Genomic DNA, 15179 nt, shown 5'->3' with positions numbered 1-15179 from the left:
AGCCGTACTTTACTGAGATTGCTCCAAGGCTGCACGCTGAAGGCCACTTTGCGCGGGCCTTCGCACTCACCGGCGTCAGCCTCCCCCGCCACGACCGCGGCCGCGATGCCCATCGCCCCACATCGGCGCCGCCGATACCCCTCGGACACCAGCGTCGCCGAATGGGCGCTGTTGGAGCCGTTGTTGCCCGTTCCGGCCTGGCGCACGAAGAGGGGCGGGCGCCCCGAGAAACACCCTCGACGCGAGATCGTCGACGCGATCCGCTACATCGTCGACAACGGGGCGAAATGGCGCGCGTTGCCGGCCGACTTTCCGCCCTGGGAAACCGTGTTCGGGTTCTTCGCACGCTGGAATCGGGCCGGAGTGGTGACGTGGATCCGAAACCAGTTGCGGCGCCGGATCCGCACCGGCCTGGGACGATGCCCCCATCCGGTCACGCTGATCGTCGACTCGCAGTCGGTCAAGGCGGCCGAGACCGTGGGCAGGGCCGGCCGCGGCTACGACGCCGGGAAGAAAATCAACGGGCGCAAGAGACACTTCGCCGTCGACACCAAGGGCCTGCCCGTCATGCTCATGGTCACCGCCGCCGACATGACCGATCGCGATGCCGTCCGCCGGATGCTCTGGCACATCCGACCGGCCCAACCGCAGATCACCCAGGTCTTGGGCGACTCGTCCTACTCCGGCCAACTCGTCACCTGGGCCGACGACTTCCTCCGGATGACCCTCAAGACCGTCTCCCGACTCAAGGACGCGATCGAGTTCGTCGTCCTGCCCCGACCTGGCGGGTCGAGCGCACCCTGGGCTGGGTCATGAACGCCCGCCGCAACGTCCGCGACTACGAACGCCTCCCGCAACACAGCGAAGCCCACCTGAACTGGTCACTCATCACCTTGATGACCAGGCGCCTCGCGCGCAAAGGTCCTCGCACGGACGCCTGGTCGAAGAAGTCCGGGCCCACGCCCGTGTGAGGTGCGTGGTGCGGGTGCCCCCGTCAACTCGTGAGCGGATCAGGATGATTCACGCCTCTGTCCGCCCAATCGCCCTCGGCCTCGATGTCGAGGCCCAGGAGAATCCCTTCGCGATGCGTGACACGATCGGGTGATGTTCACCGAGGAGATCGCACGCGAACTTGTGACGGCGGAGATCGCGAGGGCAGCAGCGCGCTCGTCCCACGCACCGACGGAATTGGGGATCATTCGGGTTCAGCCGGTGTCGTTCGGCTGGATCTTCTACTGGGGCAAGGTCGGCCTCCCGCCTGGTGAGCGCCCGAGGCTCGGCGGCAACGGCCCTTTCATGGTCGACCGCGAGAACGAACGACTGATCCGAACGAGCACCAGCGTCAAACCGGCACGCCATATTGCCGACTACGAGCGCCGTCTGCGCCGCGAGGCACATGCACGAAACACAGCTGCCAAACGAGCGTGACCTTTCGATGCCGATGCTCCGCTTACCCATGGCCGACTTCCAACTTCGTCGGATCGCAGCCCGGAATCAGCTCGCATCGTCGCCGGTTCGAAAACACGCTCAGACCGAACACCTCGCTCCCATCGCTCCCAATGCCCGGTGGGTCTGTCACTGCACGATCCGGATGCGTGGGCGCATGGCGTGGGCGCATGGCGTGGGCGCATGGCGTGGGCGCCGGTCGCCTCGGCGGTCGCCCCGGCCTCGTCGAGCATGGTCAGCGCCTCGTCGTATCTGGTGGCGGCGAGCAGGGCCTGCCCGAGGTTGTAGCTCTGGACCAGGACCCCGTGGGTGCCTCCGGCGTTGGCGTCCCGAGCGCGGGTGAACGACGCCACCGCGTCTTCGGGCCTGTCGCGGGCGAGTTGCAGCAGGCCCTGGGTTTCCCACACGATCCCGCTCAGGCGTGCGTCGCCCACCACACCCAGGAGGTCTTCGGCGCCGCACAGTTCCATCTCGGCTCGGTCGTCGTCCCGCAGCTCGTGGAACGCGCGGGCGAGTTGGTTGCGCATGCGAACCTCGGCGTCGGGTCGGCTCCGGGTCGCTGAGACCCGCATCGGCGCGGGCGACGTCGTGGAAGCGATAGCGGGAGCGGTCCTCGTCGATCTGCTCGACCAGGTGGGCGTCCCACAGGCCGTCCAGCGCCGCGGCGTCGCCTTCGCCGGCTGCCGCGACGGCCGGCGCGGTGGTGAAGGTGGGCCCCGGGTGGGCGAGCGGCAGGCCTCCGCACAGTCTTACCAGTTCGGCGAGTTCGGTGTCCGCCGCCCGGTTTTCGCCCGGCCATCGGCGGACCAGGGGTGTCGGCCACGACGAGACCGCGGCGGTCGAGTTGCCGGCGATTCCGCGGCCGGCGGAAGCGCCCGCCCAAGATACGGAGCGCGAAGCGCTCCCGTATATCTCGGCCGCCGGGCCCAGGGAATTGGGTAGAGCATGCCAGGTCTGTTCCTGGTCCGAAGGTGTCGGGCCTGCAAGGACTGGATCGGCTCGATTACGACTGGCACGCAGCGGACGGCGAGACGTGGCGCACGACCAAGATCAAGTGCTTAGCGCCGGCGACTGTACCGCTGGTCCAACCGAAGCCGGTGTCACGGTCAGCTCAACTGAGCGAGCAACCGTGCCTGTTCGAGCTTCAGTGCCTCGAAAGAGCTCCGCAGGTAGGCGTCCAACTCCGCACGCGGAAAATTGCCGGCGATCGACATGTGATCGTCGACCCGGACGGAGTTGAACCCGTTTTCCTGCCAGCGGGCGACGATGGGCTCATAGCAGGCCACATGCGCGCACAGCTCCTTCAAGGGCTCGGGAATGGTGTCCTCGCGCAGCAGGTCGGCGTGGGAGACGACCGTCTCGACCATGCGCCTGTTGAGCGGCATGAAGACCGTTGACATCCACAAACGCCAGGTGGCGGCCTGCTCCGTAGTGGCAGGGACCGACGCGGTCCATACGGCCCCATACCGGGCGGCAAACTTTCGCCACGCTCGATCCGCGGCCTCCGACTGCGCATAGAGCGGACCGTAGAGCTCGCTGAGCTGGCGGTTGATCCGATCCAGATGATCCTTGCGGCGCGCCAGACGTAGATTGGTTAGGTAAGTCGCCCCGTAACCGAAGGCCGCCACGACCACCGTGACCACCAAAGGAACCACAACACTCAGCTGCACGAGCCACGACTCTACCCATGGTTGAGCAGTTGCATAGGCGAAACCTCAGCCCTGGCCTGGTCATCGCCGCAGCATCCGTTCAGGCTCCACAAACTCGCCACTGGACAGCGGGCCCCATCGACGGCTTTGAGGTTGACCTTGTTCCGTCGGAGTAGTCGCCGACGCGGATCGTCCTCTTGCAGCAGGCGCATTTCATGCGCTTGGCGCGCTCGGCAGGCTCGGTCGTCTCGGGTTCGGCGGGTGCCGCCTTTTCTCAGCACTCCACAAAGTCCCTCACGCGCGGCCCAGGGCGACTTGTGCGGCGGCTATGAGATTCAGCCTCGCACGTTCCAGGTCGTCGAGCGGTTGCCCTCCCCGCAGACTGTCGACCAACTCCCTCGCGGTTCGGGCCACATCCGCAGACCCCTCCAACTGCACGGCGCCGAAGGCCCGTTGCAGGGCGGGAAGATCATTCGCGTTCCCCACGCCGGTCCTGTGCGACAAGAGGACACTCTCCGCGGCTTCGAGGAACTGCACGTACGTCTGCCGGCGAATCTCCGGTATTCGCACGGCTCGCTGCTCCTCGATCGTCGCCCGGACCGTGTCCAGCAGCGCGTCCGCCTGTCTTTGCAGGCGTGCCGAGCCACTTCGGCCTGCCTCTCGCCCGCGTGCCGAGCCGCGGCCGTCTGCCTGGCACCCGCGCTACGTGCGAACCATCCGGTGATCAGCCCCTCCGGCGAGCGCCGAGCCGGCCGCGACCAATGCGAATCCCCACTCACTCATGAGGCGCAATCCTCCCAGCCGGCACCGGTCCCACGGCAAGACGCGAGACCTCGGAATCGAACGGACCCCGGTCACATCACGCGCCCCACGGGCACGAGCCTTTCCCGCCGGCCGATGGCACCTGGGGAATCCGCCCTGAAGCGGCGGCGGCCGTCGGTGATCGGGTGTGACTGAGCGCTTCATCGGGCGGGATTCGCCAAGTGACGCGCTCAAGCTCGGGCACCCCCGATCCTTCACCTGGCGATGCCGACCCGTGAGAACGGACCCGACCCGGCCGGCTACCCTCGTTTCGGCCTCGATCTCGTGGTGTGACAGGTCGAAGACGCGGTATGTCGAAGGGGACGGGAAGACGTGGGCGTGGAGTCACTCATAGCTGCGGTACGGAGTGGGGACGCAAGGCTGACGGCCACGTTGTTGGACGCGGGAGCCGATCCCAATGCCGTGGACGAGCACGGCACTCCCGCGTTGTGCCTGGCGGTGGACGCCTTCGACCTCCCGGTCGTCGACGTCTTGGCGGCGTGGGCCCGGCTGGACGACGCCGCACCCGACGGCCGCACCCCGCTGTTGCGCGCGATCGACCGAGGCGACTGCGAGATCACGGACAGACTCGTCGGACACGGGGCGAATCTGTGGGTCGCGGACGCCGAAGGACGTGACGCCTTGGCGCTGGCCCGGTACTGGCACGAGACGGGCGTCGAAACGGAGTTGCGCCGTAGAAGCGGGTCGGATCCGGTCGAGCGCAGAACCGTCCGACGGTCGGAGTCCTGGAACGTCTGCGAGGAACTGTCGTCGGGGGGCCTGACGGTCAGGAACGGACACACCGCCATCCTCACCGCGCTGGAGCCGCGGTACGGCATCCATCCGCCTTTCGACGAGTTGCTGTCACGCGCCCTGGCCGAACCGGATGTCGACCACGAGGTGTGGTGGGCGACGACGTACACGCTCGAGAAGCGTCACGATCCCGCCGTCTGGAACGCCGCCGCCGCCCTGTGCGACCGTTCGGATCCGTTGGAGCGGTACTTCGGCGCGGAGGTGCTCCGCTACACGAACATCTTCGACGAGGACGAGGACGCACCGCACGACCGGTCGCTCGTCGACCTGTTCCTGCCCTGGGTGGAGCGCGAGCCGGATCCTCGCGTGGCCTGGGTGCTCACCGCCGGGCTGGCCGACGCCATGGATCCACGGGCCGGCAAAGCGCTTCCCGCGCTCACTCGCCATCTCGATGCCAAGGTCCGGGAGTGGGCAGTCGGCGGACTGGGTTCCGCGATCGAGATGGCAAGTCCCAAGGCGCTGGTCGCCGTGACGGAGCGCATCGGGGACGCGAACGCGGCGGTTCGCCAAGCGGCCTGCCGAGCCCTCGCCTTCGCCCCACCGGACACCGCGGACGCCTCGGACCTGCTCGCCGGATGTCTCGTCGACCCGGACGAGAACGTACGGGTGGAGGCCGCCGCACGGCTGGCACTGCGCGACGATCCGCGCGGCGACGAGATCCTGCGCGGCCTCGACCCCACCGACGAGGACTCCCCCCACCACTGGCTGCTCTACGACGTGTCCCGACACCGCGCCTCGCGCCGCTGAACACCGACAACGCACCCCGGCCACCGCAACATCGAAGTCCCGAACCGCCAACCTCGACACTCAGCCTCGCCACATCAAGCGCTCATCCGCCACCTCAAGCGCTCAGTCACATCGGGTCGGTGTTCAGCCGCAGATGTCGAACTCGCAGAAGGATCGCGTGCGTGGCGGATTCCGCCGGGACCGGATCGCGCCGCAGAGCCGGGCGGCCGTCTCTCGTCGTCCGGCGACGATTCCCTCCGATCGGCGAACCCGGAGGTCGCGGCGATGTCGTTGGTTCGGATAACCCGAGACGTTCGCTCGACAGGACGACCAGGCATGCCCAAGCAGAAGCCCAAGGCCCGCAAGACCCGCACGCGCCACGACCCCCCGCGCGGAAACGGGCCGGGCCGCCTGCGTCCGCCGGGCGAGCAATGAAGCCGTCGCCGGGCCGGCAAGGAATACCCGGAGGACGGCAAGGCACTGTTCCTGGTGATGGAACTGCTCCGGGGCGAGGCACTCGACGCGGTGTCGCGTCGTGAGCGCGTCGCGTTGCCGGACGCGGCCCGCTGGGGTGCGCAGATATCGGACGCGCCGGCCGACGCACGCGGAGCCGGTGTCCGGCACCGAAACATCAAGCCCTCCAACGTCGTGGTCACCACCTCGGGAATCGTCAAGGTCCTCGACTTCGGAATTGCGCGGGCGGCCGATCTGTCCTCGACGGTGGGTCGCCTCACCCAGACCGGCTTCATCGTGGGCACACCGCCGTACATGGCCCCCGAACAGGCCCGTGGCCACCCGGAGGCACACAGCGACGTGTACGCGCTCGGCTGCCTGCTCTTCGAACTGGTCACAGGTCGGCTGCCGTTCCAGGCGCCCGACACGGTCGGATACCGCACAGCCCACCTCACCGAGGAACCGCCGGCGCCCAGTTCGGTCGCCCCGGGGATCCCCGTCGGATGGGACGAGTTGGTGCTGACCCTGTTGCGCAAGGACCCCGAGCAGCGATACCCGACCGCCACCGAACTCTCCCGCGCACTGAGGGAGTTGGACCACGGTCCCGCCCACTCGCCGCAGGCGCAGGCCGGTGCCGAGACGACCACCGTGCGGGACCTCCCGGTCGAGCGGCGCACGACTCCCCCGGCCCCGTGCGCGGGCGGGAACCGGCCCGGACGCCGGTCGACGCGACCGGAACCCCGGCCAAGATGCGGTCGTCCCGAGCGGGCCCGAGTACGTCGAACTGTCCACCGCTCCCAAGAACATCTGAACTTGCGTTTCAACCTCCGTGCCACGACCGGAGGTTGAATCGGAGGCTGACCGCTTGTCGTTGAATTGACCGGCTGCCCGCGGCTGTTGGAGCGAGCGGCGGCTTCTCGTCGCCCATTCGGCGGATCACGGGCTTGGGGCCGCGGCGCGATGCATCGCCACCCGCACGCTCGCGCAACGCCGACCCCCGCCGTACGCAAGCCGGGGTCGATGTGGACCGAGCTACCACGGCCGGTGAGCGCCGGCGCCGAACCGGCCGGGCACGTCCGCCTCGGCTACGCCCGGACCTCGACCGCCCGGCAGTCCCTCGACGCGCAGCTCGACTCCCTCGCCGAGGCCGGAGTGACGCGCATCTTCTCGGAGGAGATCTCCACCCGCGCCACCCGGCGCCCCGAGTTGGAGGCCGCCGTCAAGCTCGCCGGGGAGATCCGTTCCTCCGGCGTCGCCGTCACTCTCGTCGTCCACGAGCACGAGCGGCTCGGCCGAGGCATCGAACTCGCCATGCTCGCCGAAGAGCTGAAGGCGAGCGATGTCGGGCTGGAGTTCCTCACAGGCGAACTCAAGGGTTCGCACGACCCGTCCGGGATCGTGTTCACGGCGCCGGCCGCGATGTCGGGCATGGAGCGCGAGTACACGGCGACCGCACCCTGGAGGGCCACGAGTCCGCCCGCAGGCGCGGCAAGACGATCGGTGGCGCGGGCGTCACCGACGAGTCGATGCTGTCCATGGCCCTCCACCTGCGCGAGCAGGAGATGACTCTCACCAGGGAATCGGCCCGTCCTCGGCCAGAAAGGCACCCGTCGGGCCGTCCTCGCCCGCCGTCGCCAGGTCAACCGCGACGGCCGCGCCCTCCTTCGCCGTGCGTATCCCGGTGTGGCGGTTGAGGTCGGTCGCGCAGTAGCCGGGACTCACCGCGTTGACCAGGATCCCTTCGGCGCGCAGTTCATTGGCGTAGAGCACGGTGATCGCGTTCAGCGCGCTCTTCGAGGTGCAGTAAGGGAGGAGGATCGAGGAGTAGGCGGACCACGGGCTGCCCGGGTCGGCCAGGTGGGTGAGGGAGCCGAGTTCGCTGGACATGTTGACGATGCGTGCGGCGGCGGAGCGGCGCAGCAGGGGGAGCATGGCGTGGGTCACCGCGATGACGCCGAACACGTTGGTCTCGTAGACCTGCCGGACGGTGGCGGCTGGGGTTTCACTCGGTTTTTGCGGTCCGGCGGCGATCGCGGCGTTGTTGACGAGGATGTCGAGGCGGCCGAACGTGGCGTCGATGTGCTTGGCGGCGGCCTGGATTGAGGTCTCGTCGGTGACGTCCAGCGGTACGAAGCGTACGTCGGCGCCGTGGGCGCGAAGCTCCTCGGCTGTTGCCTCGCCAAGCTCAGTGCTACGGGCGCCGATCAGCACGGTGATGCCGAGGGCTGCGAGCCTGCGCGCCGTTTCCTTGCCGATGCCCTTGTTCGCGCCGGTGATCAAAGCAGTCTTCTGCGAAGTCGTCATGGCACCCAGCCTCCTCTCACCCACGGGCGGCAGGGAAAGACCGGAAGACTCTGGATCTATAGTCCACAGATATGAGTGAGCTGGAGGTGCGGGAGCTGAGGTACTTCATCGCGGTCGCCGAGGAACTGAACTTCAGCCGGGCCGCGCAACGCCTGGGGATGGCGCAGCCCCCGCTGTCGAAGGCGATCGCTCAGATGGAGTCCCGGCTCGGGGTACGCCTGCTGGAGCGCACCACCCGGCAGGTGAGGCTGACCACCGCCGGTCAGGTGCTGCTCGACCAGGCCCGGATCGCGGTCGACGCGGTGCACGCGGCGGCCCGGCGTGCACGCCGGGCCGGTCAGCCGACACCCCAGCTCGTCGTGGCGGTCAAACCGGGAGGCGATGCCGGGCTGCTGCGGGAGATCCTCGCCGCCTACCGGGGAACGGGTTCGCATCTGCCGCCGCCTGAAGTCGTCGTCGGCGGCAGCGGAGAGCCGATCGCCATGCTGCGGGACGGCCGTGCCGATGTAGCGCTGCTGCGCAGCCCGTTCGACGGTCAAGGGCTGGATTCCCAGACGCTCGTGGTCGAGCCGCGACTGGCCGTCCTCCCCGCCGCGCACCGCCTGGCCGGACGCCGGCGACTGCGGCTGACCGACCTCAGGGGCGAACCGATCCCGCGCTGGAAGGGGGCCGCCCCCACCACCACCGCCTACTACACAGGATGCGACCGAGCGGAAGCAGGCGATGGCCACACAGGCTTGGCGCCGGCCGACACTCCTGAGGGGCCGCTCGTGGCAAGCGTCGAGCAACTCCTGGAGGTGGTCGCGCTGGGCCAGGCGGTGGCGTTCCTGTCACTCTCCACCACCAAGCGGCACCAGCGCCCGGACATCGCATACCGGCCGGTCACCGGCCTCAGCCCCAGCGCGGTCATGGTCGCCTGGCCGGAGACCTCGCGATCCGCAGCCGTCGCCGCCTTCGTCCAAGCCGCCCACGACGTCGCCGCCCACTACCCCGACCACATGACCGCACTGGCCTACTGACCGGGGGTACTCACCCCTCGCCATGACGATCACCGCAGGACCAATTTCAGGCAACCACCAGCGCGAAGAAAGGCCGGCACCCCCTCACCCGCCACCGCCATGCGCATGCCGCCTCGTCCCCGCGCTCGACCGCTGCGGCCGGTCCCTCAAGGACTTGGTCAACATAGTCGGCGAACTCCGCCGTCGACCCCGTAGTCGTGCGGCAGTTCGTGGTGGACCGGATCGTCGTCGTCGACGATGAAGACTCCCGCCAGACCTCGGAACGCATGGCGTTGAGTCGTGCCGTGGGCGTGCGGGTGGCACCAGAGTGTGGCTGCGGGCTGCTTCACGGTCCACGTGGGGGTCCAGGTGCCCCCGGGCGTGATCGGCTGGTGCGGGCCGCCGTCGAAGATCGCCGGGAGGTGCATGCCGTGCCAATGCACGGATGTCACCTCCCCGAGGGAGTTGCGGACGCGTAAGGCCACGGTTTCGCCGCGCTTGGCCCGCAGCGTCGGGCCCAGGATGCCGCCCGAGTACCCCCAGGTCGGAGTCGTGACACCGGCCACGATCTCGGTGGCGCCGGCGCGGATGTCGAGGTCGAAAAAGGGCGTGTGCCGTCGTCGTCGACGGTCGACTTCGCCAGTGGCGGGATCGGCAGCGGCCGCTTCCCCCGCGGGGGCGCCGACGCAAACCTCGGTCGGTTGTCCGATTCCGCGGTCGAACAACCCGCGGCTGCCACGACGGGCACCGCCGCCAGGCCGCGCAGGACGGCACGGCGCGTCGGACCGCTCATGGCCCGTGCGTTGTCTTCCACCGCGAACTCTCGGGTAAGAGGGCGGCCGGGCTGAGGCCGTGGCCTGTTCAGGTACCGCTCCGGCGGCCGAACTTTGCCTGGAGTAGATCGGTGAAGATACCGATGGGGTCGTCCCACCCTCCGTCGCTCCAGTCGCCGTTGACGTTGGTGGTGACCATCTGTTCGCCATCGCGAGCGCCGTAGGCGTAGGACCACGATCCGAAGAGCGCACCCCCCATGCCCCAGACCGTTTCCCCGCAGGGCAGTCTCACCGAGGAAACGCCGAGGCCGTAGGCGGAGTCGGAGATCCAGTCGCGGGTGGGCACGGTGGTGAACATGTCGCGTTGTCGGTCCGGTGCCAGTATCCGGCCCCCCAGCAGGGCGGCGAAGAACCGGTTGAGGTCCCCGGCGGTGGAGATCATGCCGCCGGCTGCCCAGAACATGGATGAGTCGAGCTCGGTCGCGTCGTGGACCGGCGCGCCGGGGTCGGTCCGGAAGAGCTTGGTGTAGTGCCGGGAGTGTGGCCCGTGGATCGTAGGGTCGCTGCCGTGCGGCAGGTATGTGCCGGTCAGGCCGAGTGGGCGGGCGATCCGCTCGGTGATTTGCTCGGCAAGCGTGCGGCCGGTGGCCCGTTCGATGAGCATGCCTGCGAGGACGTAGTTGGTGTTGGAGTACGCCCAGCCCGAACCCGGTGTGAAGTTGGGCGGGTGCGATACGGCTATCCGCACCAGTGACTCGGGGGTGTGTGTCTCGTGGCGGTTCAGTGCTTCCTGGTCATCGGTGTAGTTGAAGATCCCGCTGGTGTGGTTGAGCAGCATCCTGATGTTCACCCCGGCACCGTCGTGGTGGTGGCCTTGGACCACGCCGGGCAGCCACTGTTCCGCGGTGTCATCCAGGCCGAGCCTGCCTTCGGCCGCCAGTTGCAGCACGACGGTGGCCACGAACGTCTTGGTGATGCTGCCGATGCGGAACCGGTCCTGCTGTGAGCGCTTGCGGCCGGTTCGGGTGTCGGCCACTCCTGCGGTCCCGAACCACTGCCGGTCGCCGTCGCGGACCTCGGCAAGAATGCCGGGAAGGCCGCCTCGAGTCACGGCTTGCCGAAGCAAGGGCTGGATCGCCTCGTAGTCCTCGGCCCCTGAACCCGGCGCGGACTCGGATACGGCGCCCGCGGCCTTGGCTGGTTCGGCGCCCGGTCGGCCGCCGTCCGTATGAGCGGTGTGTCGGTGCATGTGATTCTCCTTGTCGTGCGTGACTCGAAGACGGCCGCCCGGCCCCTCTCCACAGCGTGATTCATTGGCCCACCGGCTCTCACCACAGGCTCGAGACTCACAGCCTCGGGGCCACGGCCTCGGGGCAGGCGCACAGGCGATCCGTCGCGCACGCCTACAGGACCCTCTGCACATCCCGGCCAGGGCACGGCCGCGGGCGAATTCGACCGTGTCGGCTGGTTCCGCCGGTCACTGATCCCGGCTGTCGAGCGTCTGCCGTACGCGGTCCGCCAGTTCGGCCTGATCGACACCGGCCAAGGCGAGAGCGCGTGGCACGGTGCCGATTTGAGCCTGCAGGATCCCGAGCAGCAGATGCGCCGACCGCAGGTCCTTCTTGCGGGCCAAGGCGAAGCTCCGCTCCAGTGCGAGTCTGGCGGACGCACCCATCTTGGGCTGCTCGACGGCGTGGCTCGGCCTGGGAAGGTCGTAGCCGGCCGGAGACACTCCGATCATGCTCAGGCTGTGCTCGAACTCTCGATCCAGTGCCTCGCGGACGGCAGTGCGATCGAGCCCGGCCGAGGCCAGGACCTGGTGTGCGATCGACCCCTGATCCGCGGCGATCGACAACAGGAGATGGTGCGCGTCGATCGTCGCCGACCCGTCCTCGTGGGCTTCGTGCGTCGCCCGCACGATGACCGCGTGCAGGTACTTGTCAAACGCGCTCATCGCCGCGTCTCCTCAGCTTGACTCCGGCGGCGATGAGCCGCTTGGCGTGCTTCTTGTGGACGGCTTGGCGGGTGACACCGAGCGCCTCGGAGACCTGCGGCCAGCTCCAGCCCGCTCGCATGGCCTGCTCGACAGCGGCGTCCTCCAGTTGATCGGCAAGGCGCCGCAACGCCACGACAGCCGCCAGGCTGTCAGCGGCCTCTTGAGGAAGGGGATTCTTGGCGGCGGACATACAAGCAACTGTAGTTGACTAATGAAGATAGTCAACCCGAGTTGCTTATGACGGGGACGGGGCGGGGTGATGCGTCGGGGACTCGCAGGAGCGGGTTTGCGGACGTGCAAAAAGAGGCCCCACCCGGATCGACTCGCCAACCGAAGTACCGGGTGGAGCCTCTTGCTTTTCGCTTGGACGGGCCCGGCCGCTATTGGCTGGGCCCGTGGCCGGTTACGGCCCCGTATACCGCGATTCCCGTCGTGATGACGGTCGCCAGTACCGGGACCCACCTGCGCACGTAGCCTGCGGAGCGGACCGCCGTCCATCGACGCGGCGACTCCGGGGAGTCATCGCTTTCCTGCCCCATCGATCCTCCTTGGGTGAGGAGGCCCGTCGGGTTACGGGCCCCACAGCTGTGGGGGCCCGCAGAGGTGTGGCGTCGCCGAACCGCGACGAGAGGATTTGTGATCGATCGTGCGATTCTCCGGCGGCGGCCCGACGCGGCGGCGCAGCCGCCGGGCCGGGCTCGGCACGCGTCAATCGGCGGGTCGCGGCAATTCGCCGACGATGGCGAACCCGCCGACCATCCCGAGCAGCCGTAGCGTGAACGGCCGCCGGCACACCAGGCGCATGCGGGTTCCGCGGCGGTTCGCGTGTTCGCGTGCGCGTTCGAGCGCGTTGACGGCGCGGACGTCGAGGAAGGTGACCGCGCGCAGGTCGACGTACACGTCGCCGACGTGAACGTCCTCCAGGCGTGCGAGTTCGTGCTCCACCGGTGAGATGTTGGCGATGTCGATCTCGCCGCGCAGGGTCACCACGACCCGTCCGCCGAGGGCCCTCGTCGAAGCCGGCGGCCGTTCGCCGACGGTCCCGCGCGCGCCACGCGGCACGCGGCGGCGCCGACCCGCCGGTCCTCCACCCGTCGGGGCGGGGCAGGCCCGGCGGATCCGCCGTCGGCGTTCGCCGCACGCGCCGCTCACGTGCTCGGACACAGCAGGCGCGGGAGTCGGACCATCGGAACGCAGATCTCGCCCAGTTCCGGGTGCTCGACGACCTCGATGCCGGATTCGGCCCGAGCCATGTTGGGCAGGCAGATCTCCCCGAACTCCGGATGTTCGACGATCTCGATGCCGACATCGGCCCGGGCCGCCGACGTCGCGTCGTCGTCGATCGTCGCCGGGGTGGCGGGCAACGCCGGGCTGTCGTGGAAGCGAAGCCAGTGGGCGGCGATCCCGGGCTCGCCCTCGACGTGGTTGAAGAGGATCAGGCAGCGCACGGCCCCGGCCTCCTCCCCGCCCGCGGCGTACTGCCACCAGAACACCGCCCCGTCGGGGCGGCCCGCCAGGTACAGCAGACACGCGAACACGAAGGCGCCTGCCGGCATGGGGAGCTTCACGAAATCCTCGAGGATCCCGCGGGTGGCGGGCCCGGAGACGACCGCGCGGCAAACGTGTTCGAGAGTCGCCGCGGCGCACAGCTGGGCGGCGTGGGCGTCGGCGAAGGCGGCCATCCGTGAGGGCCGTTCGCGGCCGGGCGCGGCGAGGTCGGCCAGGAGTTCCTCTTGGACGATGCGAGACGTCAACCGCCGCATGGCCGCGTCGGTGTCATGGGGCGCGAAGGCATGGTCCATGACGCGTCGACGCTCCCGCAGCACCCGCTCGAGGGGACCCTGGCGGCTCATGCGTTCCCTTTCCGGGCGGCAACCCTTGTGGCCCGGGTCGGTTTCGGCGTCCGAGGGCGCAGGGCCCGACGGAGTTCCTGGCGCGCGATGTGGATGTGGGTGCGGACGGTGGACATGCTCACTCCCAAGAGGACGGAGACGTCTTGGAGGGGCAGCCGCATCTGAAGATGCAGCCGAACGCAGGCGGCTCTTCTTTCGGGCATGCCCTCGACGGCCTGCTCGAAGATCTCGCGGTCGGGAACGGTGTCGCCCGGATCGTCGAGGGTGGGTGTGGTGGAGACGACCTCCCGCATGTCGGGGGCGGCGAAGTCGGTGGGAATCTCCTCGACCGTGCGTCCGCGGCGTCGCAGTCGATCGACCGCGCGGCTCTTGACGATCCGGTAGACGACCGCGTGCGGCGTCTCCCGTCCGCGAGCGTCCCAGCATCGATAGAGCTCGAACAACGCGTCGGACGCCACCTCTTCGGCGTCACGGTCGGAACGCAGGAACTTGCGGGCGTACCGCGTCAGGTCCCGTTTGTTCGCGCCCCAGAACACCACGAAGTCCTCGGGGGCGCCGACGGGGGTCTCATCCGGCCGGGAGCGGGCGCCCGGTGCCCGGCTCGTCGCCCGTCGCCGGGAGCGACGCTCCGCAAGGCTCGCGCACAGCATGTGGAACGTGCGCTCGGCTCGGACGGTGGGCGCGATCAGGGCCCAGTCGTGGAACAGGTCCGCCAGGACGCCGGTGACGATGCCGCCCGCCTCCGCGGTGGTTTCGCCGTACTCCAAGGCGTACCGCGCCAGAAGCGGTTCCACCCTGCGGCAGAACGCCACGTAGTCCTGCGGGAGGCGATTCGTCAGGTCGACCTCGACGGCTTGCTCGGGGTGATCGTTCATCGGCGGCCGTTCCTCGTCGGCGTCCGCCACGGCACGTCCCCCTCGCCGTGATCGCGAAAGCGCCCGCACGCGATCACGTCACCGCCCGTACACCCGAGGGGCACGTGGAACGCGACGACGGACCGGCCTATGGTCCCCCACACCTGCTTGACACTCGACCCGAGCATGTCGCTCAACACACTTCCTTTCCCATCGTCCGACCGACCCCCGGCACTCAGCGGCTGCGCTCGAGGCGTCGCCGGGCGTGAGCACCCTTGCTCGGTACTTCGTTCGGAAAGCGCCGTCTGTCCAAGTCGGTCACGCAAAATCTTCGACCGATCACACAATCGGCAACACGTTCTCGTTTCACCGGCCCGAATGCGGACGGTATCCGAGCAATAGTCGAATTCGGCTCCCCATCGAACCCGTTCACACCCTGATCGAACACCGAACGCACGAACCACTCCCGCTTGCGCCCGAATCGGATCGACCACCACCTCGAGCCGTAGGCAA

15 protein-coding genes and 1 pseudogene are annotated in these 15179 nt (G+C 68.9%); 7 read left to right on the top strand and 9 right to left on the bottom strand.

All coding sequences use genetic code 11. The annotated features are described in order from the left end of the window. Positions 1 to 105 precede the first annotated feature (105 nt). The 3 genes and pseudogenes from OG928_RS32320 to OG928_RS32310 all read left to right on the top strand — a co-directional run bounded on the left by OG928_RS32320 (position 106) and on the right by OG928_RS32310 (position 2009). Positions 106 to 971 (top strand): annotated as a pseudogene (locus OG928_RS32320) (IS5 family transposase). 133 nt (positions 972 to 1104) lie between these two features. After that, positions 1105 to 1428 carry a hypothetical protein gene (locus OG928_RS32315; protein ID WP_406290428.1) on the top strand — a complete coding sequence of 108 codons (324 nt, stop codon included), beginning with the start codon at positions 1105 to 1107 and terminating at the stop codon, positions 1426 to 1428. Between the two features lie 188 nt (positions 1429 to 1616). Next, positions 1617 to 2009, top strand: a complete 393-nt coding sequence (locus OG928_RS32310) for a hypothetical protein (protein ID WP_406290425.1) — start codon at positions 1617 to 1619, stop codon at positions 2007 to 2009. A 543-nt stretch (positions 2010 to 2552) separates the two neighbouring features. On the opposite strand, the gene OG928_RS32305 is transcribed toward OG928_RS32310, so the two are convergent. Beyond that, entirely contained in the window at positions 2553 to 3116 is a 564-nt protein-coding gene (locus OG928_RS32305) for a hypothetical protein (RefSeq protein WP_406290423.1), read from the bottom strand. Between the two features lie 1113 nt (positions 3117 to 4229). Here OG928_RS32305 and OG928_RS32300 point away from each other — a divergent pair. From OG928_RS32300 to OG928_RS32290, 3 genes are all read left to right on the top strand, one after another. Next, positions 4230 to 5456 carry a HEAT repeat domain-containing protein gene (locus OG928_RS32300; RefSeq protein ID WP_406290420.1) on the top strand — a complete coding sequence of 409 codons (1227 nt, stop codon included), beginning with the start codon at positions 4230 to 4232 and terminating at the stop codon, positions 5454 to 5456. Positions 5457 to 5927: 471 nt separating this feature from the next. After that, a complete protein-coding gene (locus OG928_RS32295) occupies positions 5928 to 6737 on the top strand; it encodes a serine/threonine-protein kinase (protein ID WP_406290419.1) in 810 nt (269 codons plus the stop codon). A 195-nt stretch (positions 6738 to 6932) separates the two neighbouring features. After that, complete coding sequence (locus OG928_RS32290) at positions 6933 to 7454, top strand: recombinase family protein (protein WP_406290417.1); 522 nt, start codon at positions 6933 to 6935, stop codon at positions 7452 to 7454. A gap of 3 nt (positions 7455 to 7457) precedes the next feature. Here OG928_RS32290 and OG928_RS32285 read toward each other — a convergent pair whose 3' ends face one another. After that, a complete protein-coding gene (locus OG928_RS32285; RefSeq protein ID WP_406290415.1) occupies positions 7458 to 8192 on the bottom strand; it encodes an SDR family oxidoreductase in 735 nt (244 codons plus the stop codon). Positions 8193 to 8263: 71 nt separating this feature from the next. On the opposite strand from OG928_RS32285, the gene OG928_RS32280 reads away from it, so the two are divergent. After that, a complete protein-coding gene (locus OG928_RS32280) occupies positions 8264 to 9211 on the top strand; it encodes a LysR family transcriptional regulator (RefSeq protein WP_406290413.1) in 948 nt (315 codons plus the stop codon). Positions 9212 to 9369: 158 nt separating this feature from the next. On the opposite strand, the gene OG928_RS32275 is transcribed toward OG928_RS32280, so the two are convergent. The 7 genes from OG928_RS32275 to OG928_RS32245 all read right to left on the bottom strand — a co-directional run bounded on the left by OG928_RS32275 (position 9370) and on the right by OG928_RS32245 (position 14687). After that, a complete protein-coding gene (locus tag OG928_RS32275; RefSeq protein ID WP_406290411.1) occupies positions 9370 to 9756 on the bottom strand; it encodes a multicopper oxidase domain-containing protein in 387 nt (128 codons plus the stop codon). 295 nt (positions 9757 to 10051) lie between these two features. Continuing rightward, positions 10052 to 11212 carry a serine hydrolase domain-containing protein gene (locus OG928_RS32270; RefSeq protein WP_406290408.1) on the bottom strand — a complete coding sequence of 387 codons (1161 nt, stop codon included), beginning with the start codon at positions 11210 to 11212 and terminating at the stop codon, positions 10052 to 10054. 228 nt (positions 11213 to 11440) lie between these two features. Continuing rightward, complete coding sequence (locus OG928_RS32265; protein WP_406290406.1) at positions 11441 to 11917, bottom strand: Clp protease N-terminal domain-containing protein; 477 nt, start codon at positions 11915 to 11917, stop codon at positions 11441 to 11443. Continuing rightward, positions 11904 to 12149 (bottom strand): hypothetical protein, encoded by a 246-nt coding sequence (locus OG928_RS32260; RefSeq protein ID WP_406290403.1) that lies wholly within the window; start codon positions 12147 to 12149, stop codon positions 11904 to 11906. Before OG928_RS32260 ends, OG928_RS32265 begins: the two co-directional genes overlap by 14 nt. 518 nt (positions 12150 to 12667) lie before the next feature. Next, on the bottom strand, positions 12668 to 13021 hold the full coding sequence (locus OG928_RS32255; RefSeq protein WP_406291318.1) for an STAS domain-containing protein: 354 nt from the start codon (positions 13019 to 13021) through the stop codon (positions 12668 to 12670). Positions 13022 to 13107: 86 nt separating this feature from the next. Then, on the bottom strand, positions 13108 to 13812 hold the full coding sequence (locus OG928_RS32250) for a hypothetical protein (protein WP_406290400.1): 705 nt from the start codon (positions 13810 to 13812) through the stop codon (positions 13108 to 13110). Next, positions 13809 to 14687, bottom strand: coding sequence for an RNA polymerase sigma factor (locus tag OG928_RS32245; RefSeq protein ID WP_406290396.1), 879 nt, complete (start codon positions 14685 to 14687; stop codon positions 13809 to 13811). The genes OG928_RS32250 and OG928_RS32245 overlap by 4 nt, the downstream gene beginning before the upstream one ends. Between the last annotated feature and the right edge of the window lie 492 nt (positions 14688 to 15179).

It is taken from the genome of Embleya sp. NBC_00896 (assembly GCF_045207785.1).
GTDB lineage: Bacteria > Actinomycetota > Actinomycetes > Streptomycetales > Streptomycetaceae > Embleya.
This window is presented reverse-complemented; position numbering and strand designations above follow the sequence as displayed.